This window comes from Rubrivivax sp. JA1026 (assembly GCF_011065555.1).
Lineage (GTDB): Bacteria > Pseudomonadota > Gammaproteobacteria > Burkholderiales > Burkholderiaceae_C > Rubrivivax > Rubrivivax benzoatilyticus.
Genome location: NZ_JAALCQ010000004.1, coordinates 161,640 through 183,052, shown reverse-complemented (window position 1 = coordinate 183,052; position 21,413 = coordinate 161,640). Strand labels below are relative to the sequence as shown.

At 71.5% G+C, this 21,413-nt stretch carries 13 protein-coding genes and 1 CRISPR repeat array; of the genes, 8 read left to right on the top strand and 5 right to left on the bottom strand.

Features of this window, described 5'->3' with window-relative positions:
* The first annotated feature begins 112 nt into the window (after nt 1-112).
* Nucleotides 113-943 carry a 2-oxo-tetronate isomerase gene (gene otnI / locus G5B56_RS09115; protein WP_164962980.1) on the top strand — a complete coding sequence of 277 codons (831 nt, stop codon included), beginning with the start codon at nt 113-115 and terminating at the stop codon, nt 941-943.
* Nucleotides 944-1,001: 58 nt separating this feature from the next.
* On the opposite strand, the gene G5B56_RS09110 is transcribed toward otnI, so the two are convergent.
* The gene (locus tag G5B56_RS09110) at nt 1,002-1,382 is read right to left on the bottom strand and encodes a hypothetical protein (protein ID WP_206023506.1); all 381 of its coding nucleotides are present in this window, start codon (nt 1,380-1,382) and stop codon (nt 1,002-1,004) included.
* 57 nt (nt 1,383-1,439) lie between these two features.
* Between G5B56_RS09110 and G5B56_RS09105 the strand changes: the two genes are divergently transcribed.
* From G5B56_RS09105 to cas2, 7 genes are all read left to right on the top strand, one after another.
* Nucleotides 1,440-2,420, top strand: a complete 981-nt coding sequence (locus G5B56_RS09105) for a YafY family protein (protein WP_164962979.1) — start codon at nt 1,440-1,442, stop codon at nt 2,418-2,420.
* A gap of 139 nt (nt 2,421-2,559) precedes the next feature.
* Complete coding sequence (gene cas3 / locus G5B56_RS09100) at nt 2,560-5,061, top strand: CRISPR-associated helicase Cas3' (RefSeq protein WP_164962978.1); 2,502 nt, start codon at nt 2,560-2,562, stop codon at nt 5,059-5,061.
* Nucleotides 5,058-7,250: a type I-U CRISPR-associated protein Csx17 gene (gene csx17, locus G5B56_RS09095; RefSeq protein ID WP_164962977.1), complete on the top strand. Its 2,193-nt coding sequence runs from the start codon at nt 5,058-5,060 to the stop codon at nt 7,248-7,250. The genes cas3 and csx17 overlap by 4 nt, the downstream gene beginning before the upstream one ends.
* Nucleotides 7,251-7,261: 11 nt before the next feature.
* Complete coding sequence (gene cas7u, locus G5B56_RS09090) at nt 7,262-8,272, top strand: type I-U CRISPR-associated RAMP protein Csb1/Cas7u (protein ID WP_206023505.1); 1,011 nt, start codon at nt 7,262-7,264, stop codon at nt 8,270-8,272.
* Nucleotides 8,273-8,286: 14 nt separating this feature from the next.
* A complete protein-coding gene (gene csb2, locus G5B56_RS09085) occupies nt 8,287-9,858 on the top strand; it encodes a type I-U CRISPR-associated protein Csb2 (RefSeq protein ID WP_164962976.1) in 1,572 nt (523 codons plus the stop codon).
* Nucleotides 9,859-10,007: 149 nt separating this feature from the next.
* Nucleotides 10,008-11,663 (top strand): CRISPR-associated endonuclease Cas1, encoded by a 1,656-nt coding sequence (cas1, locus tag G5B56_RS09080; protein ID WP_206023504.1) that lies wholly within the window; start codon nt 10,008-10,010, stop codon nt 11,661-11,663.
* A 22-nt stretch (nt 11,664-11,685) separates the two neighbouring features.
* The gene (cas2, locus tag G5B56_RS09075) at nt 11,686-11,982 is read left to right on the top strand and encodes a CRISPR-associated endonuclease Cas2 (RefSeq protein ID WP_164962974.1); all 297 of its coding nucleotides are present in this window, start codon (nt 11,686-11,688) and stop codon (nt 11,980-11,982) included.
* A 217-nt stretch (nt 11,983-12,199) separates the two neighbouring features.
* Nucleotides 12,200-16,345: a CRISPR direct-repeat array (repeat unit 36 nt; unit sequence GTCATCCGAGGCGCTCAGCCTCGGCCTCATTGAAGC).
* Between the two features lie 318 nt (nt 16,346-16,663).
* Here cas2 and G5B56_RS09070 read toward each other — a convergent pair.
* The 4 genes from G5B56_RS09070 to G5B56_RS09055 all read right to left on the bottom strand — a co-directional run bounded on the left by G5B56_RS09070 (nt 16,664) and on the right by G5B56_RS09055 (nt 21,410).
* Nucleotides 16,664-17,413, bottom strand: a complete 750-nt coding sequence (locus G5B56_RS09070; protein ID WP_009857629.1) for a Crp/Fnr family transcriptional regulator — start codon at nt 17,411-17,413, stop codon at nt 16,664-16,666.
* A gap of 111 nt (nt 17,414-17,524) precedes the next feature.
* The gene (locus G5B56_RS09065; RefSeq protein WP_164962973.1) at nt 17,525-19,354 is read right to left on the bottom strand and encodes a nitric oxide reductase activation protein NorD; all 1,830 of its coding nucleotides are present in this window, start codon (nt 19,352-19,354) and stop codon (nt 17,525-17,527) included.
* Between the two features lies 1 nt (nt 19,355).
* Nucleotides 19,356-20,516, bottom strand: a complete 1,161-nt coding sequence (locus G5B56_RS09060) for a 4Fe-4S binding protein (RefSeq protein WP_164962972.1) — start codon at nt 20,514-20,516, stop codon at nt 19,356-19,358.
* A 45-nt stretch (nt 20,517-20,561) separates the two neighbouring features.
* Nucleotides 20,562-21,410 (bottom strand): CbbQ/NirQ/NorQ/GpvN family protein, encoded by an 849-nt coding sequence (locus G5B56_RS09055; protein WP_164962971.1) that lies wholly within the window; start codon nt 21,408-21,410, stop codon nt 20,562-20,564.
* Nucleotides 21,411-21,413 lie beyond the last annotated feature (3 nt).

Genomic DNA, 21,413 nt, shown 5'->3' with positions numbered 1-21,413 from the left:
GGGGCCGGCCGACGCGCAGGACGACCCGGGCCTGCGCCGGCCGGGCCGGCCCGCGGTGGCCGCCGGCCGGCCCCGCCACCGCATCCCACTCGTTACGCGACCAGCCGCCACCATGCCCCGCTTCGCCGCCAACCTGTCGCTGATGTATCCCGAGCAGCCCTTCCTCGAGCGCTTCCGCGCCGCGGCGCAGGACGGCTTCGAGGGCGTGGAGTACCTCTTCCCCTACGAGCACGACGCCGCGACGCTGCGCGCCCTGCTCGACGAGCACGGCCTGACGCAGGTGCTGTTCAACGCGCCCCCCGGCGACTGGGCCGGCGGCGAGCGCGGCCTGGCCAGCCTGCCCGGGCGCGAGGCCGAGTTCCGCGACGGCATCGAGCGTGCGCTGGCCTGTGCGCGGGTGCTGGGCTGCCGCCGCGTGCACGTGATGTCGGGCCTGCTGCCCGCCGGCGTGCGCCGCGAGGAACGCCTGGCGCTCTGGCACGACAACCTCGCGTGGGCCGCGGCACGCGCGTCGGCTGCCGGCTGCACCCTGCTGATCGAGCCCATCAACCAGCGCGACATGCCGGGCTACTTCCTCAGCCGCCAGCAGGACGCGCACGACGCGGTGCAGGCCCTGGGCTCGCCGGCGCTGAAGGTGCAGATGGACCTGTACCACTGCCAGATCACCGAGGGCGACCTGGCGATGCAGCTGCGCCGCTGGCTGCCCAGCGGACAGGTCGGCCACCTGCAGATCGCCGGCGTGCCCGAACGCCACGAGCCCGACCGCGGCGAGGTGCACTACCCGTACCTCTTCGAGCTCATCGACGAGCTGGCCGCACAGGGGCACTGGGACGGCTGGATCGGCTGCGAGTACCGGCCCGCGCGCGGCGGCAAACCGCTGGGCACGTCCTCGGGCCTGACCTGGCTGCACCGGGAGCGGGCGGGAGGGCGGCGGCGCGGGTGAGGTGCGGGGCCGGCGGGCCCGGAGGGACTGGACCCAGCGGCGCGGGGTCTCGCAGCCTTCAGGCCGAGATGGCTTGTGCGGCCGTCGGGCTTTCGGCGAGCGGTTTCAGCCAGCCCTCGTCCTGCAGGCGCTGCCATGCGGCGGCGACATGCTCGCGCTTCATCAGGCGGCGCTTGCGGTCGTTCCACGCCTGCACGGCGGCCAGCGCGTCATCGGACGACGTGACGCCCTCTTCGCGCGTGGCGACCCAGTGGACGGAGGCCAGCAGTTCCATGCCGTACGAGGACTGGTAGCCGTCGATCAGCCGCCCGACGCGGGCGACCTGTTCGGCCAGGTCCGGATCCTTTCGTTGCTCCGGCCTGCTGACGACGCCGCGACCCCTCATCCGCGGTGCCGTCCGCCGCCCGCAGGGCAGATTGCTGCGCTGCCGGGCAGCCATCTCCTGCGCCCTGCACTAGATTGGGCGCGCCGCGGACGTCGCGGCCAGGGAGGGCAGGTGGCACAGACCGACCGCCATTACAAGATCCGCCAGTGGCTGGACTCGGGCCGCTGCGTGAGCCGCGAGTGGCTGATGCGCGAGCTGGAGGTGTCGGCCTCCACGCTCAAGCGCGACATCGCGCTGCTGCGCGACCGGCTGAACACGCCCGTCGAATGGGACCGCGAGCGCCGCGGCTGGCGGCTGCAGCGCCGGCCCGCGGGGCCCGACGGCCAGTACGAGCTGCCCGGGCTGTGGTTCAGCGCCGAGGAGATCCACGCGTTGCTGACGATGCAGCACCTGCTGTCCAACCTCGACGCAGGCGGCTTCCTGGGCCCGCACATCGAGCCGCTGCGCAAGCGCCTGTCGCAACTGCTGGGCACCGGCGCGCCGCCGCGCAGCGACGTGGCGCGGCGCATCCGCGTGCAGACCGTCGGCGCGCGCCGCATCGACCTGCCGGGCTTCCAGGCCATCGGCACCGCGCTGCTGCGCCGCCAGCGGCTGCAGATCGGCTACCGCAGCCGCACCAGCGCCGAGACCAGCGAGCGCGAGGTGTCGCCGCAGCGCCTGGTGCACTACCGCGACAACTGGTACCTGGACGCCTGGTGCCACCAGCGCGAGGCGCTGCGCCACTTCAGCGTCGACGCCGTGCAGCAGGTGCGCGTGCTGGACCGCGCCGCCATCGACGTGCCGGAAGAAGAACTCGACGCCGTGCTGGGCGCCGGCTACGGCATCTTTGCCGGCCGCGACGTCACCTGGGCGCGGCTGCGCTTCAGCGCCGAGCGTGCGCGCTGGGTAGCCGCCGAGCGCTGGCACGCCGACCAGCGCGGCCGCTTCGACGCCGAGGGCCGCTGGCTGCTGGACCTGCCCTACGCCGACCCGCGCGAGCTGGTGATGGACGTGCTGCGCCACGCGCCCGAAGTCGAGGTGCTGTGGCCGCAGGAGCTGGCGGACGAGGTGCTGGCGCGGCTGCGGACGGGTTTGGCGAAGCTGGCTGGATGAAAAGCCAGCTGATGAGCTCTTCCCAGGCTCACGTGCTGAACCCGCGCCTTGCGACAGTGGATGTGGAGCGCTGCGCTTTGTTGCGCCCGGGCCGCGACGGCGGCTGAAGGAACGTTGACTCCGGAGACGAAGGACGAGGATGGACGATTTCGATCGGTTCTTCTGCGCGGCTTACGGTCGACCTAGCGACGGTTTTGCGCCGTTCGATTACCAGCGTCGCCTGGCGACCGAAGCCTGGCCCGATCTGCTGGCTGTTCCCACTGGCATGGGCAAGACCGCAGCAGTCGTGCTGGCGTGGCTGTGGAAGCGGGGCTGGCGCCAAGGCGGCCGCCGCGAACGCCCCGACGGCGGCACCCCCCGCCGGCTGGTGCTGTGCCTGCCGATGCGCGTGCTGGTCGGGCAGAGCCAGCGCCAGATCGAGGAATGGCTGCGCAACCTGGGCGTCGCCGGCCAGCCCGGCGAGGGGCGCGTCTCGGTCCACATGCTGATGGGCGGCAGCGAAGACATCGCCACCGCCAACTGGGCCGAGCACCCCGAAGAAGACATGGTGCTGATCGGCACGCAGGACATGCTGCTTTCGAGGGCGCTGATGCGCGGCTACGGGATGAGCCGCTACCAGTGGCCGATCCACTTCGCTTGGCTGCACAACGACGCCTTCTGGGTGTTCGACGAAGTGCAAGCGATGGGTCCGGCCCTGCCGACCAGCGTCCAGCTCGAGGCGTTCCGGCGCTCGATGCCGCTGGCCGCATCCAGCCGCAGCCTCTGGGTTTCCGCCACGCTGAACCGGGACTGGCTGACGACTGTCGACCTCGATGCCGGCGGACTGGCGCTGCACGAACTGTCGGAGAGCGAGCGGCAATCCGCACCGGTCAAGGCGCGGCGGGAGGCGGTGAAGGCGTTGCAGCCAGCCGCGGCGCGGCTGGGTTCGTCGGTGAAGGCCGAGGTGTCGCGGTATCTGCAGGCACTGGCCGACGAGGTGCTTCGCGCACACCGACCCGGCGAGACCACGCTGGTCATCGTCAACACCGTCGAGCGCGCCCAGGCGCTGTACCGGCTGCTGGGCGAACCGCCGTCACGCAGTGTCCGCCACCGCGCCGACACCGGCGCCGAACGGCTGCTGGTCCACGCCCGGTTCCGCGGACCCGACCGCCAGGCGCGCGAAGCTGTGCTCGGCACACCGCCGACGTCGGCCGGCCGCATCGTCGTCGCGACGCAGGCGATCGAGGCGGGCGTGGACTTCACCAGCAGCGTGCTCTTCACCGAACTCGCGCCGTGGGCATCACTGGTGCAACGGTTCGGCCGCTGCAACCGCTATGGCGAATGCAACGATCGGGGCGGTGCCCGGGTCTTCTGGATCGACGTGGCCGACGACGCGGCGCGTCCGTACGAGGCCGCCCGAATCGCACCGGCGCGAGCCCGTCTGCTGGCGCTCGACAGCGCGAGCCCGGTGGTGTTGCCGCCGGTCGACGAGGCCGCGCCGCTGCATCCGGTCATCCGGCGCAAGGACTTCGTCGAACTGTTCAACACCGACGCCGATCTCGCCGGTTTCGATATCGACATCGCGCCCTACGTCCGCGATCTCGACGAGGCCGACGTGATGGTGTTCTGGCGGGCGTTCCAGCGCGACCCGAACGAGCGCCCCGAAGCGGCGCCCGCGCGCGACGAACTCTGCCGCGTCGGCCTGGGCGATGCGCGCGAACTGCTGCGGCGCGTCGACCCGGTCCACGCCTGGACCTGGGATCCGCTGGTCGCCCGCTGGCAGCCGCTGGCCCGGCAGGCACGGATCCGCCCGGGCCAGACCGTGCTGCTGCATGCCGAAGCTGGCGGCTACCGCGCCGATCTGGGTTTCGCCGTCGACGAGAAGCAGCCGGTGCCCGCGATGCCGGCGGCTGCCGACGCGCGCGGTGGCGAAGCCTACGGCGAGGACCCGCGAAGCCTGCTGGCTACCGAAGTCGCGCTGGCCCGGCACCTCGGGGACTGCGAGCGCGAGGCGAGGCTTCTCTGCGCCGCGCTGCCGTCGGCGCACGCGGAGGCGGTCGTCCAGGCCGCCCGCCGCCACGACGTCGGCAAGTCCCACGAGGCGATGGACAACATGCTGCGCGACGCGCACGAGCAGGGCACCGGCCGGGTCCTGGGCGAAGGGCCGTGGGCGAAGGCCGGCCGCATCGACGGGCGCCGCTGCGTCCGTCCGCGGTACTGGGTGCAACGGGAGGGACACCGCGAGGAACGCCCGGGCTTCCGCCACGAACTGGCGTCGGCGCTGGCTTGGCTGGCTGCGAACGGCCATGCGCGCGATGGTCGAACCGATCTCGTCGCTTACCTGATCGCCGCGCACCACGGCAAGGTACGGATGTCGTTGCGGGCCCTGCCGGTCGAGGCCGAGGCCCCCAATGGCCGGCTGTTCGCGCGCGGCGTGTGGGATGGCGACACGCTGCCGGCGGTGACGTTCGAGGACGGCGAGACGGTGCCGGCGCAGACCCTGCGGCTGGGGCTGATGCGCCTGGGCGAAGGCGAACAGGGCCCGTCGTGGACCACCCGCGTCCGCGGTCTGCTGGCCGCAATCGGACCGTTCGAACTGGCCTGGCTGGAGGCGCTGGTGCGCATCGCCGACTGGCGCGCGTCGCGCAAGGAGCAGCAATGACCACCGAAACGAAGACGACGATCCACGAGGTCGAACTGGCCGGCTGCACGCCAACGCCGCTGGGTTCGTACCTGAAGGTCCTGGCCGTGCTGCGTCTGGTCGCCGAACAGGGCGGCGATCCTGACGCCACTGGCTTCTGGCGCGATGACGTGTTCGTGCTGCGCAGCACGCTCGACCGGCCCGCGCTGCTGCAGTTCCTGCTGGAGGACTACGCGCCGACGCCGCTGGTGGCGCCTTGGAACGGCGGCAGCGGTTTCTACCCGAAGGACAACCGGGACGGCATCGACGCGCTGGGCTCGTCGACGGCCCAGCGGTTCGCGGCGTTCCGGGATGCGATCGCATATGCGCGGGCCATGGTTCAGCGGGCCAGCCTGCTGGAGAGCCCGAAGGGAGCGGACAAGCTCGCTTTCCTGCTAGCTCTGCGCAACGGGGCGCCCGAAGCGCTGCTGCTGTGGATCGACGCCGCGGTCATCCTGGCCGACGGCGAGCCGCGCTATCCGCCGCTGCTGGGAACCGGTGGCAACGACGGCCGGTTGGACTTCACGAACAACCAGATGCAGCGGCTGACCGAGCTTTTCGACAAGGACAGCGGCTCCGCGCAGGATGCAGCTGGGCCGCTCCTGCAGGCCAGCCTGCTGGGCCGCCCCGCTGACGGCCTGCGTGACCGCGCGATCGGCCAGTTTGCTCCGGGCTCTTCCGGCGGGCCGAACGGCGGAGCCGGGTTCGACAGCGGCGCACGGGTGAACCCCTGGGACTTCGTGCTGATGCTCGAGGGCGCGCTGGCCTTTGCCGCGTCCGTGGTGCGTCGCCTGGAGTCCGGCGGTCAGGCGGCGCTGGCGGCACCGTTCACCGTCCGCAGCCGGGTCGGCAGCGCCGGAGCGGCGGCTGCCGCCGATGACGGAGACGCGCGCGGCGAGATATGGCTGCCGCTGTGGTCGGCTCCGATGTCGCAAGCGGAAGTCGCGACCCTGTTCGCCGAAGGCCGTGCCGCGATCGGACAGCGCGCGGCCCGCGACGGGCTGGATTTCGCGCGGGCCGTCGCGCGACTGGGCGTCGACCGCGGCCTCCATGCTTTCCAGCGCTTCGGGTTCCTGATGCGCTCCGGAAAGGCCTTCCTGGCGACGCCGCTGGACCGCGTGGCCGTCCGGCGAAACGCGGCGGCGGACCTGATCGACGAACTGGAGCGCCACGACTGGCTCCCCCGAGTCCAGCGCCATGCTCGCGACGCCAATGCCCCCGGCTCGTTCCGCGCGCTGGCCGCGCAGCTCGACGCCGCGCTGTTCGCGCTGACGCAGCGGTCGGACCGGACCACCGTGCAGCGCGTGCTGCGGCTGGCCGGCCGAATTGAAGGGCTGTGCGCCACCAGTGTGAGGACGCGCGAGACGCTGTGTCCGCTGCCGCAACTCTCGGCTGCCTGGGCGCTCCGCGCCGACGACGGCAGCGCCGAGTTCCGCATCGCCCAGGCACTGGCTGGCCTCGCGATGCGGGGCGAGCAGGACGGGCGTTCCGTCGTCGCGGGGCTGCGCCAGCACCTCGCGCCGGTCGGGCTGGACGCGCGCGGCTGGCATCCGGAAAGCCACCTCGTCTGCTGGGGGCCGGGGCCGCTGGACCGCAACCTGGCGGCGGTGGCGCAGCGCCGCACGCTGCTCGCGACCCGTTGGGGGGCCGCCGGGTACGCGCTGCACGGCCGATCTGGCGCCGAACTCGCGGACCTGCACGAGTTCCTGGCTGGGCGCACCGACGACCGCCGGATCGCCGAGCTCGCGGCCGGGCTGGCCGCCGTCGACCTGAACCATCGGCATTTCGGCGAGCGGCCGGGACACCGCGTCGACGCGCTGTCTGCGTGCTACGCGCTGCTGAAGCCGTTCTTTACCTCGGACGCGACGCTGCACGCGATCGGCTGGCTGCCCGACGGCCTGCCGATGCCCCGGCCGCCGGCGCTGGCCGCGCGGCTGGCCGCGCACGACGTCCCCGGTGCGCTCGCGCTCGCCTGGCAGCGGCTGCGGGGTCTCGGCATCGCGCTGCCCGGCCGGCATCCGCCCGGCGCCTCCGGCGTCGCCGGGCCGCGCCTGCTCGCCGCGCTGACCGTGCCGTTGACGCACCACGCCACCGCCCGCCTCGTCCGCTGGCTGGACCTCACGCCGGCCGCCAGCGCGGCGGCTTCCGTCACTGACGAATCCTCTACCTGAAGGAGCAACCCGTGTCCCGATTCCAAGCCCTCGCCACCGTGCCCCGCCTGCTGATGGAGGCGCGGCTGCAGCCCGTCCAGGGCACCCGCTTCCAGCCCACCGGCTTCCCGAACCTCGGCGCCGCCACCTACGACGGTCCGGAAGGCCAGCGGATGCTGCTCGTCGAATCCGCGCAGAGCATGGCCAACCGGCTGGAGACGGTCTGCTGGGACCGGCTCGCCGACGACTGGGTGCCGGCCCTGAAGGGCCTGCCGCTGATCCGCGTGCAGGACCGTCAGGGGCGGCCGCTGACGAACAGCGTGCTGGAGGCGCACCGCATCAACTCGCCTTACATCCTCGAAGGCAAGGACACCTCGGTGCTGGACGTGCTCAAGCGCGAGTTGGCCGGCATGGAGGAGGGGCCGGTCGACACCCGCAAGCTCGCGAAGCTGCTGCTGCGGCTGGACGTCAACGCGCTGCTGCACGGCGTCTTCCTCGCGAAGTCCGACCTCGCGGGCGGGCGCCTGCGGCTGGCGCGGGCGCTGTCCTCGTTCATCGAGGCCGCCGACGTGCGCGAGGCGCAGAGCGGCGGCGTGAAGAACGACCACGTGAACCCGTCCGGCGACACCGCGCGCGGCTTCGGCAACGTGCCGTTCGCGCGCTCGGAGTTCACCGCGCCGTCGGTCGTCGCGTACTTCAACGTCGACCTCGCCCAGCTGCGCGGCTACGGCCTCGGCGAGGCCGCGACCGACCTGCTGATCGCGATGGCGCTCTACAAGATCCGCGCGCTGCTCGACGACGGGCTGCGGCTGCGCACGGCCTGCGACCTGCAGTGCCAGTCGCTCGTCGTCACGCGCCCGGCCGGCTTCGACGTGCCGGAACGCGCGGTGCTGGTGGCCGAGCTGCGCGACCTGATCGCCGTCGTCGCCCGGGAGCAGCAGTGGCCGACCGACCGCGCCACGCTCGTGCGCTGGGAGGCCAGCGCGAAGGCGGGCAAGAAGAAGGGCAACGGCGACGAGCCGGCCGCCGAGAGCGCCGACTGACCGGGACCGCGCATATGCTGGCCATTGCCATCACGTTTCCGGCAGGGCGCTTCCACGCCACGCCGTGGGGCCGACACGTCAACGAGGCCGCCGTGGCGTGGCCGCCGGAGCCGCTGCGGCTGTTTCGGGCGCTGATCGCGGTCTGGCACCGCAAGCTCGGCCCCGCCGCGCATCCGCGCGAGCGGCTGGCGTCGCTGCTGGCCCGTATGGCGCAGGCGCCAGCGCCGCGGATCCGCGTGCCGGAAGACGCGATCCACGGCCACACCCGCCACTACATGCCCGCGCGGCAGGGCAAGACGACGCTGGTCTTCGACGCCTTCGCGCGCCTGGCGCCGGACGACCCGATCGTCTTCGGCTGGCCCGAGTTGCAGTTGCCCGCGGCCGAGTTGCGTCTGCTGGACGAGTTGTTGGCGGGGCTCTCGTACTTCGGCCGTGCCGAGTCCTGGGCGATCGCTCGGCGGTGCGAGTGGGCGGGCGGCTTCAACTGCCTGCCGGCGGCACCGGCGGCACCGGCGGTCGACGACGAGACCGGCGAGATCCTCGGCGAGATCGTGCGGCTGGAAGTGCCGCTGGCGCCCGAAGATTACCGGACGCTCCGCGAGCAGCGGCTGGGACGCGAGGCGCGTCCCGCCGCGCGACTTCGCAAGTCGCTGCCCGAGGACTGGCTGGACGCGATCGGCGCGGATACCGCGGACTTCCAGGCGGCCGGCTGGAACAAGCCGCCGGCCGCGCGCGCGGTTCCCTACCGGCGGCCCGCGGGCGCGCTGCCGGCGGTGGCACGTCGACCCCCGCCGCCGGCTTCGTCGGCGCCTTCCACCACACGGCCGACGACCGCGAGGTTCGCCCTCTACGGCAAGCCACTGCCGCGGATCGAGCGGGCGGTCCGGGTCGGCGAGGCCGCCAGAGTTGCGGCGATGGCCGTCTCGCGCTACCTGTTCGGCCCCGATCGTCTTCCGCCGGAGTTGTCCGGCCACTTCGTAGACACCGGCGGCGGCGTCCACCGGCACCCGCACGCGTTCTGGCTCCCGGAGCCGAACCCGTCGGGTGAAGTGGATCACCTGGTTGTCCATGCGCCGGGCGGTTTCAGCGAGGACGCGCTCCTCGCGCTGCACGCGATCCGCTTCCTGCGCAGCGAGGACGGCGACCCGCTGCGCGTGATGCTGGAGGACGTCGGCGCCCTATCGCGGTTCGCCGACGCGGGCTCGCTGGTCGGCGAATCCGCGGTCTGGCGCAGCGTCACGCCCTACCTGCACCCGTGGCACCTGAAGGCGCGGGATATGCGTTCGCCGGAAGCGGTGCACTCCGCGGTGCAAGGGCAGCTACAGCGCGAATGGCAGGCGCGCGCCGACGGGCTCGCGCCGATCATCGAGGTGCTTCCGGTCGACGAAGTGCAGGCGGGAGGACGTGCGCTGGCGCCCGTGCACTTTCATCGGTTCCGCAAGAAGCGTGGACTCGTCCAGCCGGACACCTTGGGGCGCTTCGTGCAGTTGCGCTTCGAGCGACCGGTGCGGGGACCCGTGGCTCTCGGCTTCGGCTGCCACTTCGGCCTGGGGCTTTTCGCGCCGCTGGGAGACAGCGTCGTCTGACAGCTGTCGTGCCAACGGTGGGATCGATCTTCGGAACAGGACTCGCAATGGACCCGCTGCCCCCCGCTCCCGCGGACACCATCAGACAACCCGCGCTGCCACTCGATGCCCCCCCGCTTTCCGCCGACCTCCCCCTCCTTCCCGCCCGGATGGTCAACGAGTACGCCTACTGCCCGCGGCTGGCCTACCTGGAGTGGGTGCAGGGCGAATGGGCCGAGTCGGCCGACACCGTGGAGGGGCGCAGCAGGCACCGGCGTGTCGACAAGCGCTCCGGCACGCCACCGGCGCCCGACGACGCGGCGGCCGAGCCCGTGCGTGTGCACGTGCAATCGCTGGAGCTGTCGTCGCCGGCGTTGGGACTGGTGGCCAAGCTGGACCTGGCCGAGTTCGACGGGCGGCGGGCCGTGCCGGTCGACTACAAGCACGGCCGGAGACCGCACGTCGCCCGCGGCGCCTACGAGCCTGAGCGCATCCAACTCTGCGTGCAGGCGCTGCTGCTGGAGGAACACGGCTACGAGTCGCCGGAAGGCGTGCTGTACTTCGCCGCGTCGCGCGAGCGCGTGCCCGTCGCCTTCGACGCCGAGCTGCGCGAGGCCGCGCGCCAGGCTGCCGCGGGGCTGCGCCTGCTGGCCACCGGCGGGCAGATCCCGCCGCCGTTGGAGAACAGCCCTAAGTGCCCGCGCTGCTCGCTGGCGTCCATCTGCCTGCCCGACGAGGTGCACTACCTGAAGACCGCGCAGACACCGCCGCGGCCGCTGGTCGTCGGGCAGACGCCGGCGCTGCCGATGTACGTGCAAGCCCGCGGCGCCAAGGTGTCCAAGAAGGGCGAGGTGCTGGAGGTCTCGGTCGACGACGAGAAGGTGGCCGACGCGCGGCTGATGGACGTGTCGCAGCTCGTGCTGCAGGGCGGGGTCTATCTCACCGCGCCGGCCCAGCACGAGTTGATGGCGCGCGGCATTCCGGTGACCTGGCTGTCGCACGGCGGCTGGTTCCTGGGGCACACGATCGGGCTGGGCCACCGCAATGTCGAACTGCGCACCGCGCAGTACCGCGCCAGCTTCGACGCCGGGGCCTGTCTGCGCTTCGCGCGCGGGCTCGTGGCCGCCAAGATCCGCAACCAGCGCACGCTGCTGCGCCGCAACTGGAAGCGTGGCGATTTGCCGGAGTCGCTGCTGAGCGAGTTCCGCCAAGACATCGAGGCCGCCGAGCGCGCGCACGACCTGGCGCAACTGCTGGGCATCGAGGGCAATGCCGCGGCACGCTACTTCCGGCACTTCGGCGAGATGCTGGGAGGCACCGGCGATGCTTCGGGCGCCGAACCGCCGACGCCCTGGACCTTCGACTTCGAACAGCGCAACCGCCGCCCGCCGCGCGATCCGGTGAACGCGCTGCTGTCGTACCTGTACTCGCTGCTGTCGCGCACGCTGGCGGTAACGCTGACCGCGGTCGGCTTTGACGCCTATCGCGGGCTTTACCACCAGCCGCGCTATGGGCGGCCCGCGCTGGCGCTGGACATGATGGAGCCCTTCCGGCCGCTGCTCGCGGACTCGGTGCTGCTCACCCTGGTGAACAACGGCGAGGTCGATGCTGGCGACTTCGTGACGGTCGCCGGGGCCGTCGGCCTGAACGAACGCGGGCGCAGGGCCGTCATCGCGGCATTCGAGCGCCGCATGTCGCAGGAGGTGACGCACCCGCTGTTCGGTTACGCGGCGCAGTACCGTCAGATCGTCGAGATCCAGTGCCGGCTGCTGGGCCGCCACCTGCTGGGCGAACTGGAGCAGTGCCCGCACTTCACGACGCGATGAGCGCAACCCCGGGAGGCCGCGCATGAGCGACGAACACCTGATCCTCGTGACCTACGACATCGCCGACGAACGGCGCTGGCGCGCGGTGTTCAAGCTGATGAACGGCTTCGGCGAGTGGATGCAGTTGTCGGTGTTCCAGTGCCGGCTTGGTGCCATGCGTCGTGCCGAACTGATGGCGCGCATCACCGACACCATCGCGCCGTCCGAGGATCACGTGCTGATCGTCGACCTCGGCCCCGCCGACCGCGTCGAGCCGCGTGTGCAGAGCCTCGGCAAGCGCAGCTTCGTGCCGATCGAGCGCGTGCCGACGATCGTCTGATCGCGGCATGACGGCCTGCCGCCGAGCCGCGAGCGCTGTGGTGCTGGCGGCCGCCCCAGGGGAGCGCTCGCGCAGCGCAAAGCTCAGCGCCGACAAGCACTTGCATTGCCCGACCCTGGACCCTGGTGCGTGCATCGCCGCTCGCCAGGCCATGTCTCCGCCAGCGCTCGCAAACGCGGGCCAAAATCCGCTGCTGGCGGGCGTTCTGCGAGGGCCTGTCATCCGAGGCGCTCAGCCTCGGCCTCATTGAAGCGGTGCGCGTACATGATGCCCGTCTGATCCGACGAGCCGTCATCCGAGGCGCTCAGCCTCGGCCTCATTGAAGCAGCGCCGCAATCTGCGCAGCGGTCAGACGCTCTTGGCGTCATCCGAGGCGCTCAGCCTCGGCCTCATTGAAGCAGCGCATCGCCGATGGCTTTCTTGTCCAGCGCAGGCGGTCATCCGAGGCGCTCAGCCTCGGCCTCATTGAAGCGTCTGGTCGCTGAAAACCTCGCGCACCGTCTTTGTGGTCATCCGAGGCGCTCAGCCTCGGCCTCATTGAAGCCGTCTCGGTCACGGCATCACTCCAGCCAGCGCGATGTCATCCGAGGCGCTCAGCCTCGGCCTCATTGAAGCAGTGCCTGCTCGGTGCTGCCGCCCGGCTTGGCGTCGTCATCCGAGGCGCTCAGCCTCGGCCTCATTGAAGCGAGTACTTGCGCAGGAACATCTCGACGCTGTGCCCGAGTCATCCGAGGCGCTCAGCCTCGGCCTCATTGAAGCAAGCCGACGAGTGGCGGGCGCGGCGTTGGCGTCCGCTGTCATCCGAGGCGCTCAGCCTCGGCCTCATTGAAGCAACGCCACGTACCCGACCAAGCTGGCCGAGCAGCGCGTCATCCGAGGCGCTCAGCCTCGGCCTCATTGAAGCGCCGTCAACACCGGCGCCCGCGACGAGAACGTCTGGTCATCCGAGGCGCTCAGCCTCGGCCTCATTGAAGCGCGGCGTATGAGCGGCGAGTCGTGGCGGCGCATGAGCAGTCATCCGAGGCGCTCAGCCTCGGCCTCATTGAAGCTGCGCGCTCTTCGAGTTGAAGCGCGGCGCCAGGCCGGTCATCCGAGGCGCTCAGCCTCGGCCTCATTGAAGCCGCGTGGTGCTCAGGGACGCCGCACTTGCCCCCGAGGTCATCCGAGGCGCTCAGCCTCGGCCTCATTGAAGCCACGCGTCGATCAGCGCGACGCCGGTGCGAGTGCTAGTGTCATCCGAGGCGCTCAGCCTCGGCCTCATTGAAGCCCAGGCGCTCACGTACACGTTCTTGAAGTCCTCCCAGTCATCCGAGGCGCTCAGCCTCGGCCTCATTGAAGCATCTTGGCAAGTTCGTCAAGCAGCTCGTGGGCCTCAAGTCATCCGAGGCGCTCAGCCTCGGCCTCATTGAAGCTCACGCTGAATGACCAGAGGCTCCTGCTCCAGCTCGTCATCCGAGGCGCTCAGCCTCGGCCTCATTGAAGCAGCTTGACGACGGGGGCAGACAGCGCCGTCGATCCGGTCATCCGAGGCGCTCAGCCTCGGCCTCATTGAAGCCAGCGCGCCGCCTCCTTGTTGTTGATCTTGAGGACGAGTCATCCGAGGCGCTCAGCCTCGGCCTCATTGAAGCTTCACGCCGAAGATCGAATTCGTGCCGATCTTCACGTCATCCGAGGCGCTCAGCCTCGGCCTCATTGAAGCGGCTGTTGCTGCAGAGCGTGCGTCGCACGTACCTGCCGGTCATCCGAGGCGCTCAGCCTCGGCCTCATTGAAGCGAGGGCCAGCGCCTGGGCTACGTGTGCCGCTTCGAGTCATCCGAGGCGCTCAGCCTCGGCCTCATTGAAGCGTCTCCCAGCACGTCGGGTCGGTGCACAGGTCGCGCTGTCATCCGAGGCGCTCAGCCTCGGCCTCATTGAAGCTCGGCGCTCTCGGCACCCAGCACGTAGATCACGAAGATGTCATCCGAGGCGCTCAGCCTCGGCCTCATTGAAGCCGGGTAGGCGTGACAGAGCTGGAGTAGCGCACCAGCTCGTCATCCGAGGCGCTCAGCCTCGGCCTCATTGAAGCACGCCGTCTATGGCGTTTTCCTGCGACCGGATCGCGTCATCCGAGTCGCTCAGCCTCGGCCTCATTGAAGCGTGACCGTGGCGCCGGGGAAGGTGCGCTCGATGTCGTCATCCGAGGCGCTCAGCCTCGGCCTCATTGAAGCTTGCCGCCGGTGATGCCGCGCCACGTCCAGCGTTCCGGTCATCCGAGGCGCTCAGCCTCGGCCTCATTGAAGCTGCAGGATGCCGATCGCGAACTCGCCGGCGCCGGCGGTCATCCGAGGCGCTCAGCCTCGGCCTCATTGAAGCTCAGTGGTTCTCACCCGCGACGACAGATGACCCTCGTCATCCGAGGCGCTCAGCCTCGGCCTCATTGAAGCTGGTTGGGGTGGAAGGGCTGGAGCGGCGGGGCGGGGGTCATCCGAGGCGCTCAGCCTCGGCCTCATTGAAGCCTCGTGCCCGTCTTCGTGACGCAGCTTGCAGGTGACGTCATCCGAGGCGCTCAGCCTCGGCCTCATTGAAGCGATGCGGCCGCTGACGCGCTTTCATCGTGGGCGCGGTCATCCGAGGCGCTCAGCCTCGGCCTCATTGAAGCTACGGCTCGGCGCAGGCGCTGATGACGCTGCTGCAGTCATCCGAGGCGCTCAGCCTCGGCCTCATTGAAGCTGCGGCCTGGTCACCGACCCCACGTGCGGCCACGTCGTCATCCGAGGCGCTCAGCCTCGGCCTCATTGAAGCTCGGCCAGCGTCCAGTCGACGGACGGCGCAGCCTCGTCATCCGAGGCGCTCAGCCTCGGCCTCATTGAAGCTGGACCTCGCGGGCGCCGGCGGCCAGGGCGTCGCGGTCATCCGAGGCGCTCAGCCTCGGCCTCATTGAAGCGTGTCACGATCCTGCAGACGGGCGTCAACCGATCGCGGTCATCCGAGGCGCTCAGCCTCGGCCTCATTGAAGCTTCTCGCCCCGGTGAGTGCCGCCGGTAAAGCCGCGCCGTCATCCGAGGCGCTCAGCCTCGGCCTCATTGAAGCGATCTGCACCTCGTGGTCGGTCGGTAGCCGCAGCGTCGCGTCATCCGAGGCGCTCAGCCTCGGCCTCATTGAAGCCCGCGCAGGTCGGCCATGGCCTCGATCAGCTGCCGGTCATCCGAGGCGCTCAGCCTCGGCCTCATTGAAGCTCGACGGTGCGCAGGCCGCCCAGGCCCAGCATGCCGTCATCCGAGGCGCTCAGCCTCGGCCTCATTGAAGCGTCATGATCACGCATCCAGTGAAAGCTGACCCTGCCGTCATCCGAGGCGCTCAGCCTCGGCCTCATTGAAGCGTCACGGTCTTCTGCGCGTTGACGAACGCACTGCGGTCATCCGAGGCGCTCAGCCTCGGCCTCATTGAAGCGGCAAGGACGCCTTCCAGATCTACGCGACCGAGCGTGTCATCCGAGGCGCTCAGCCTCGGCCTCATTGAAGCATGGCGTCTCCACGGCGCGCAGCGCCTTGTCTACCGGTCATCCGAGGCGCTCAGCCTCGGCCTCATTGAAGCATCTCGTGCACCTGGCCGCCCTGCACCGCGACGTCGTCATCCGAGGCGCTCAGCCTCGGCCTCATTGAAGCCTTGCGCGCGGTGTAGAGCCGCAGCCGTGGCGCGGGTCATCCGAGGCGCTCAGCCTCGGCCTCATTGAAGCGTGATGCACGACCCGCGCCCGCTGCCCTTCGTGCGTGTCATCCGAGGCGCTCAGCCTCGGCCTCATTGAAGCGCCGTGAACGCGGCGCTTTGCAGCAGCACGCGCAGGTCATCCGAGGCGCTCAGCCTCGGCCTCATTGAAGCATCTCACCTTCGAGACGGACCCTCTCGGCCATGACGGTCATCCGAGGCGCTCAGCCTCGGCCTCATTGAAGCTTGCAGACGTTCCCGCTGATCACCAGCGGCACCGAGTCATCCGAGGCGCTCAGCCTCGGCCTCATTGAAGCGCGGCCGGCAGCGAGACGATGCGCAGCGTCTTTTGGGTCATCCGAGGCGCTCAGCCTCGGCCTCATTGAAGCGCAAAGGACAGCCACAAGCGGGTGCGCGAGAGCTGGCGTCATCCGAGGCGCTCAGCCTCGGCCTCATTGAAGCGAGAAGGCCATGGAGAAGGCCAGCAAGGCGACCGAGAGTCATCCGAGGCGCTCAGCCTCGGCCTCATTGAAGCGACACGACGCTCAAGACCATCCAGTCGCTCGTGCCGGTCATCCGAGGCGCTCAGCCTCGGCCTCATTGAAGCGGCACGCACTCCCGCACCGCGCCGCGCGACCAGATCGTCATCCGAGGCGCTCTGCCTCGGCCTCATTGAAGCAACGGTGCCATCGTGCAGCGGCTGCATTTCGAATACGTCTCCGAGGCGCTCCGCCTCGATCCCGATGAACTTTGGAGTGCTTGTCGATGTTGAGCCGCGCGCCGCCCGCACCATCCTCCAGACCCCGGCCCAGCGCATCGTCGACGAAGCCGCGGCCCTGACGCGGCGCACCCGTTGATCCGTCCGCACTTCGCCTCCCCGCTCCTAGAATCCCCCCACCTCGCGCAGCACGAGCCCCCGGGCGATCAGACCGGTTGCGTTTCGGACGTTGCAGGCCAAGGGGCGCGAGGTGCCTCGCGCTGGCGCTGGTGGCGTTGCCTACTGCAGCTTGTGCCCCGCCAGCCGCTTCGGGTCGGGGATGCGGATCTCGCGCTTGTCGATGACGATCAGCCCGGCGGCTTCCAGCTCGTGCAGCACGCGCGAGAAGTACTCGGGGGTCAGCGACAGCCGCGACGCGATCGTCGCCTTGCTGACCGGCAGGCTCACGCGCAGGTCGCGGCGCTGGGCCTGGGCGGCCGGCGTCACGCCGGCGTCGGCCAGCGAGAACGCGGCGGCGTCCTCGGCCTCCTCGGGCAGCGCGCGCAGCAGGTAGCCGATGACGCGCTGCATGCCGCTGTGCAGCGAATACGCCTGCACGTCGTGCACCAGCCCGTGCAGCCGGCGCGAGATGCCGGCCAGCATGCGCAGCGCGAAGCGCGAGTCGCGCTCGATCTCGGCCAGCACCGCGGCCTTGCCGACGCTCAGCACCAGCGTGTCGCCCAGCGCCTGCGCGTTGATGATGTAGGGCTTGCCGGTGAACATCAGCGCCTCGGCGAAGGTGTTGCCCGGGCCGACCAGCTCGATGACCTTCTCCTGCCCGGCCGGCGAGATGGCGAACAGCTTGACCTGCCCCATCACCGTGACGTGCAGCTCCTCGCAGGGCTCGCCGACACGGAACACCGTGTCACCGCGCGAGTAGCGCCGCAGCCGGCAGCCTTCGGCCAGCCGCTGCAGCTCCTCGGGGCTCATCTCCTGGAAGAGCGGCAGCACCGCCAGGTAGCGCGGGATGTCGAAGCTCCTCGTCTCCATTCGTTCTCCTGTCCCCGGCCCGCGTGCCGGGCTCGGCGCCGAGGATGCCGCGATTTGCCCTGCGGGCCTAGTCTTGATGGGTGTCAATTCTCGCAGTCGCGTGCTGCGTGCTCAACCGCGGGTCATGCGCGCGTAGACGGCGGCCAGGCGCTGCACCAGGTCCTGCGGCCGGTGCACCAGCGCCCAGCCGTGCTGGCCGAAGAGCATCGGCAGGTAGTCGTGCGCGCTTTCGTCGATGGTGACGCAGAACGGTTGCAGCCCGGCGTCGCGTGCCGCTTGCACCGCGTGGCGCGTGTCCTCCAGGCCGTAGCGGCCTTCGTAGACGTCGAGGTCGTTGGGTTTGCCGTCGGTCAGGATCAGCAGCAGCCGCTGGCGCTCGGGGCGCGCGGCCAGGCGCGTGGTGGCCAGGCGCAGCGCGGCGCCCATGCGTGTGTAGTAGCCGGGCTTGATGGCGCCGATGCGCGCGCGCACGTCACCGTTCCAGGGTTCGCCGAAGCCCTTCAGGTGCTGGATGCGCACGTTCTGCCGCCGCACCGACGAGAAGCCCAGCATCTCGAAGGCGTCGCCGCCGGCGGCCAGGGCCTCGCCGAAGACCCACATCGCGTCGCGGATGACGTCGACGATGCGTGCGTCGCCGCCGGCCCAGGCGTCGGTGGACAGCGACAGGTCGGCCAGCAGCAGCGTCGCCAGGCTGCGTTCGCCGCGCACGCGGCGCTGCCAGACGGCGGGCTGCTCGTCGACGCGGCCGGCGTCGGCCAGCACGCGGTGGCGCAGCCAGGCGTCGAGGTCGAGCTCGTCGCCGTCGGCCTGGGCGCGTGCGCGCAGCGGCGCCGCACGCAGCACCTCCATGCGGCGGCGCACGCGGCGCGCCACGGCACGGAGCGCCGGCGGCGGCTGCCAGGGCGGTGGCGCGGCGGCCACCAGCACCTGCGCGGCGCAGTGTTCCGGGATCAGCTGCTGCTGGCGCCAGTCCCATTCGGGCAGGCGCACGCCGGGGCCCAGCGGGCGGTCGTCGGCGGCGGCGCTGGGCAGGTCGAGGTCGAAGCGCACGCGCGACGCGGCGCGGCTGCCGTCGGGCGCGATGGCCAGCGTGTCCAGGTCGTCGGCGGCGGCCAGCGCGTTGCCGTCGTCCTCGTCGTCGCTGGCGCGGTCGACACGCACGAACTCGCCCCAGGACAGGATCGATTCGGCGCGGAAGAACATCATCAGCGGCGCCTGGCTGCGTTCGTCCTGCACACGTTCGGCGTGGCGGCGGCGGTCGCTGGTGGCCGGTTTGGCGCGGCTGGCCTCGTCGGTGCCGGTGTCGGCCGGGTCCTGGCGCGCGGTGGCCGCGGCGGCTTCGGCGGCGTCCAGCCACAGCCAGACCGGCGCGGCGTCGGCGGGTTTCAGCCCGGCGGGCAGGGTGACCGGCTCGCCGCGCAGCGCCTGCTGCACGGTGGCCTCGGCGGCCGCGGCGGCGCCGCGCAGCGTGGCGGGCGCCGGCCGCAGCGCCAGCTGCGCGGCCACCAGCGCGGCGTGGGTCTCGTGCAGCCCGGGGAACTGCGCCAGCGCGGCGGCCGTCGCGTGCAGGTTGTCGGCCAGCCAGTCGCCGGTCGGCGTGTAGTGCGCGGCCAGCGCCGCCAGCCACAGGTACAGGCGGCGGTTCAGCGCGGCGTCGGCGAAGACCGCCACTTCCGGCGGCAGCGACAGCGCCTCGGCGTCCAGCCGCGCGGTGGCGGCGTGCGTGCCGCTGCCGGCCACCCGCTGCAGCCAGCCGCGCGGGCCGCCGGCGCGTGCGGCGGTGGCGGATGCGAAACGCAGCCCCGGCGCGCCGCCGCCGGCGCGGAACATCAGCGTGATCGTGCGCTGCACCTCGGGCAGCGTGACGGCGGCCTCGGCGTGGCGGCGGTCGGCCACGCGGCTGATGAAACGGTGCCAGCGCTGGCCGACCCACTCTTCCATCTCAGAACTCCTCGGCGCGGTGCTCCCGCGCCTGCGCGAGGGCGGCTGTGTGGCTGCGGCCCTCACCCCAGCCCTCTCCCGCGAGCGGGAGAGGGGGCAGTGCGGGGCCGGGCTCGAGCTCGCTCAGCCGCACGCGGGACAGTGCCAGCGCGGGGTCTGGCTCGAGTTCCCTCTCCCGCTCGCGGGAGCGGGGCAGGGTGAGGGTGGTGGAGAGACCGCGGCCTTCGCCCCGGGCCCGCAGTTCGCCCTTTCGCTGGTGCAGCGTCTCGCGCAGCGCGTCGGCGCCGGTGCGCCATTCGAGCAGCGGCGCGCGCGCCTGGGCGCCTTGCGACTGCTCGCACTGGTCCAGGCAGCGCCCGCACTGCACGCAGGAGAACATGCGGCGCTTGATGTCGCGCGGCTTCAGCCGCATCGGGCAGACGCTGTCGCAGGCGCTGCCGCCGGGCGCGGCGGCGGTGCTGCAGCTGCGGCAGTCGCGGGCACGGGCGCGGTCGTAGGCGACGACCATCGCGCGCGGGTTGGCCATCCAGGCCAGGCTCTGGAACAGCCCGACGGCGCAGCCGAAGCGGCAGAACAGGTGGCGCGCGAAGACGAACTCGGCGGTGAACAGCAGCGTCGCGACGGCCAGGAAACGCGCCTGGTTGGGCGTGGACTCGCCGGCCAGCAGCCGGCCCCAGACCTCGGCCGGCGGCAGCAAATAGCTCAGCAGCGTCACCGCCCAGAGGAACCCGAGTCCGGCGGCCAGTAGCACGAACGGCGGCCACCAGCGCCCCTCGCCCTGCGCCGTGGGGGCGGCCGCGTCCCAGAGGCTGGCGCGGCCGAGTGCACGGCGCATCAGCCGGTCCAGCGTCTCGACGACGCTGAAGTGCGGGCACAGCCAGCCGCAGTACAGCCGGCCCCAGCGCCAGGCGATGTAGAGAAAGCCGACGGCCAGCACGATGGCCGGCACGAAGGCGCGCAGCAGGATGGCGAGCGCGACTTCGGTGGCGCCGATGTGCCCGGCCGTGAAGTCGGCGATGCCCAGCGTCCACGGCCGGCCCAGCAGCCAGAGCTGAGCCTCGTGCAGGTCGAAACGCAGCAGGTCCAGCGCCGGTGCGCTGACGAACAGCGCCAGGAAGGCGGCCTGGAAAAGCCGGCGGCGGCGTTGCAGGGCGGCGGACACGGGGCGGGTGCAATGGTGGCGGCCACCCGAAGGCGGCCGCGCAGTTCAGCTGCCGATCACCGCGCCGACGACCTCGTCGAGCGCGGCGGCGGTGTCGGCGTCGTCGGTCAGCGCGTCGACGATCGCCGCGCGGCAGGCGGCGCGCAGCGGCACGCCGCCGGCGGCCAGGCGGGCGGCCATCACCAGCAGCCGGGTGCTGGCCGTTTCCTCGAGGTCGTGTTCGGTCAGGCGGCGCAGCGCCTGGGCCAGGCGCACCAGCCGCGCGGCGAGGTCCGGCGCGACGCCGGACTCCATCTCGACGATGCGTGTCTCGAGCACCGGCTCGGGGTAGCCCAGCGTCAGCGCGACGAAACGCTGGCGGGTGCTGGGCTTCAGGCTCTTCAGCAGGTTCTGGTAGCCCGGGTTGTACGAGACGACGAGCATGAAGCCCGCCGGCGCGGCGAGCAGCTCGCCGGTGCGTTCGATCGGCAGCACGCGGCGGTCGTCGGCCAGCGGGTGCAGCACGACGGTGGTGTCCTTGCGCGCCTCGACGACCTCGTCGAGGTAGCAGATCGCGCCCTGGCGCACGGCGCGTGTCAGCGGGCCGTCGGCCCAGACCGTGCCCTGCGCGCCGATCAGGTGGCGGCCCACCAGATCGGCGGCCGACAGGTCGTCATGGCAGCTGACGGTGACGAGCGGGCGGCCCAGGCGGGCCGCCATGTGCTCGACGAAACGGGTCTTGCCGCAGCCGGTGGGGCCCTTCAGCAGCAGCGGCAGCCGCTGCCGCCAGGCCTGCTCGAACAGCGCCGCCTCGCCCGCCTGCTCGGCGTAGAAAGGCAGCGGTGCCCCGCCGGTGCGGCCGGCGTCGGGCTGGAAGAGCTCCAGCCCGAGGGCGCCGCGTTCGCTCATGTCCATGGC

What these genes read in the sequence shown, in the direction of transcription:
- csx17 (WP_164962977.1), top strand. Translation starts at nt 5,058, where the DNA reads ATGACCACCGAAACGAAGACGACGATCCACGAGGTCGAACTGGCCGGC.
- cas2 (WP_164962974.1), top strand. Translation starts at nt 11,686, where the DNA reads ATGAGCGACGAACACCTGATCCTCGTGACCTACGACATCGCCGACGAA.
- otnI (WP_164962980.1), top strand. Translation starts at nt 113, where the DNA reads ATGCCCCGCTTCGCCGCCAACCTGTCGCTGATGTATCCCGAGCAGCCC.
- G5B56_RS09110 (WP_206023506.1), bottom strand. Translation starts at nt 1,382, where the DNA reads ATGGCTGCCCGGCAGCGCAGCAATCTGCCCTGCGGGCGGCGGACGGCA.
- cas3 (WP_164962978.1), top strand. Translation starts at nt 2,560, where the DNA reads ATGGACGATTTCGATCGGTTCTTCTGCGCGGCTTACGGTCGACCTAGC.
- G5B56_RS09070 (WP_009857629.1), bottom strand. Translation starts at nt 17,413, where the DNA reads ATGGAGACGAGGAGCTTCGACATCCCGCGCTACCTGGCGGTGCTGCCG.
- cas1 (WP_206023504.1), top strand. Translation starts at nt 10,008, where the DNA reads ATGGTCAACGAGTACGCCTACTGCCCGCGGCTGGCCTACCTGGAGTGG.
- G5B56_RS09055 (WP_164962971.1), bottom strand. Translation starts at nt 21,410, where the DNA reads ATGGACATGAGCGAACGCGGCGCCCTCGGGCTGGAGCTCTTCCAGCCC.
- csb2 (WP_164962976.1), top strand. Translation starts at nt 8,287, where the DNA reads ATGCTGGCCATTGCCATCACGTTTCCGGCAGGGCGCTTCCACGCCACG.
- G5B56_RS09065 (WP_164962973.1), bottom strand. Translation starts at nt 19,354, where the DNA reads ATGGAAGAGTGGGTCGGCCAGCGCTGGCACCGTTTCATCAGCCGCGTG.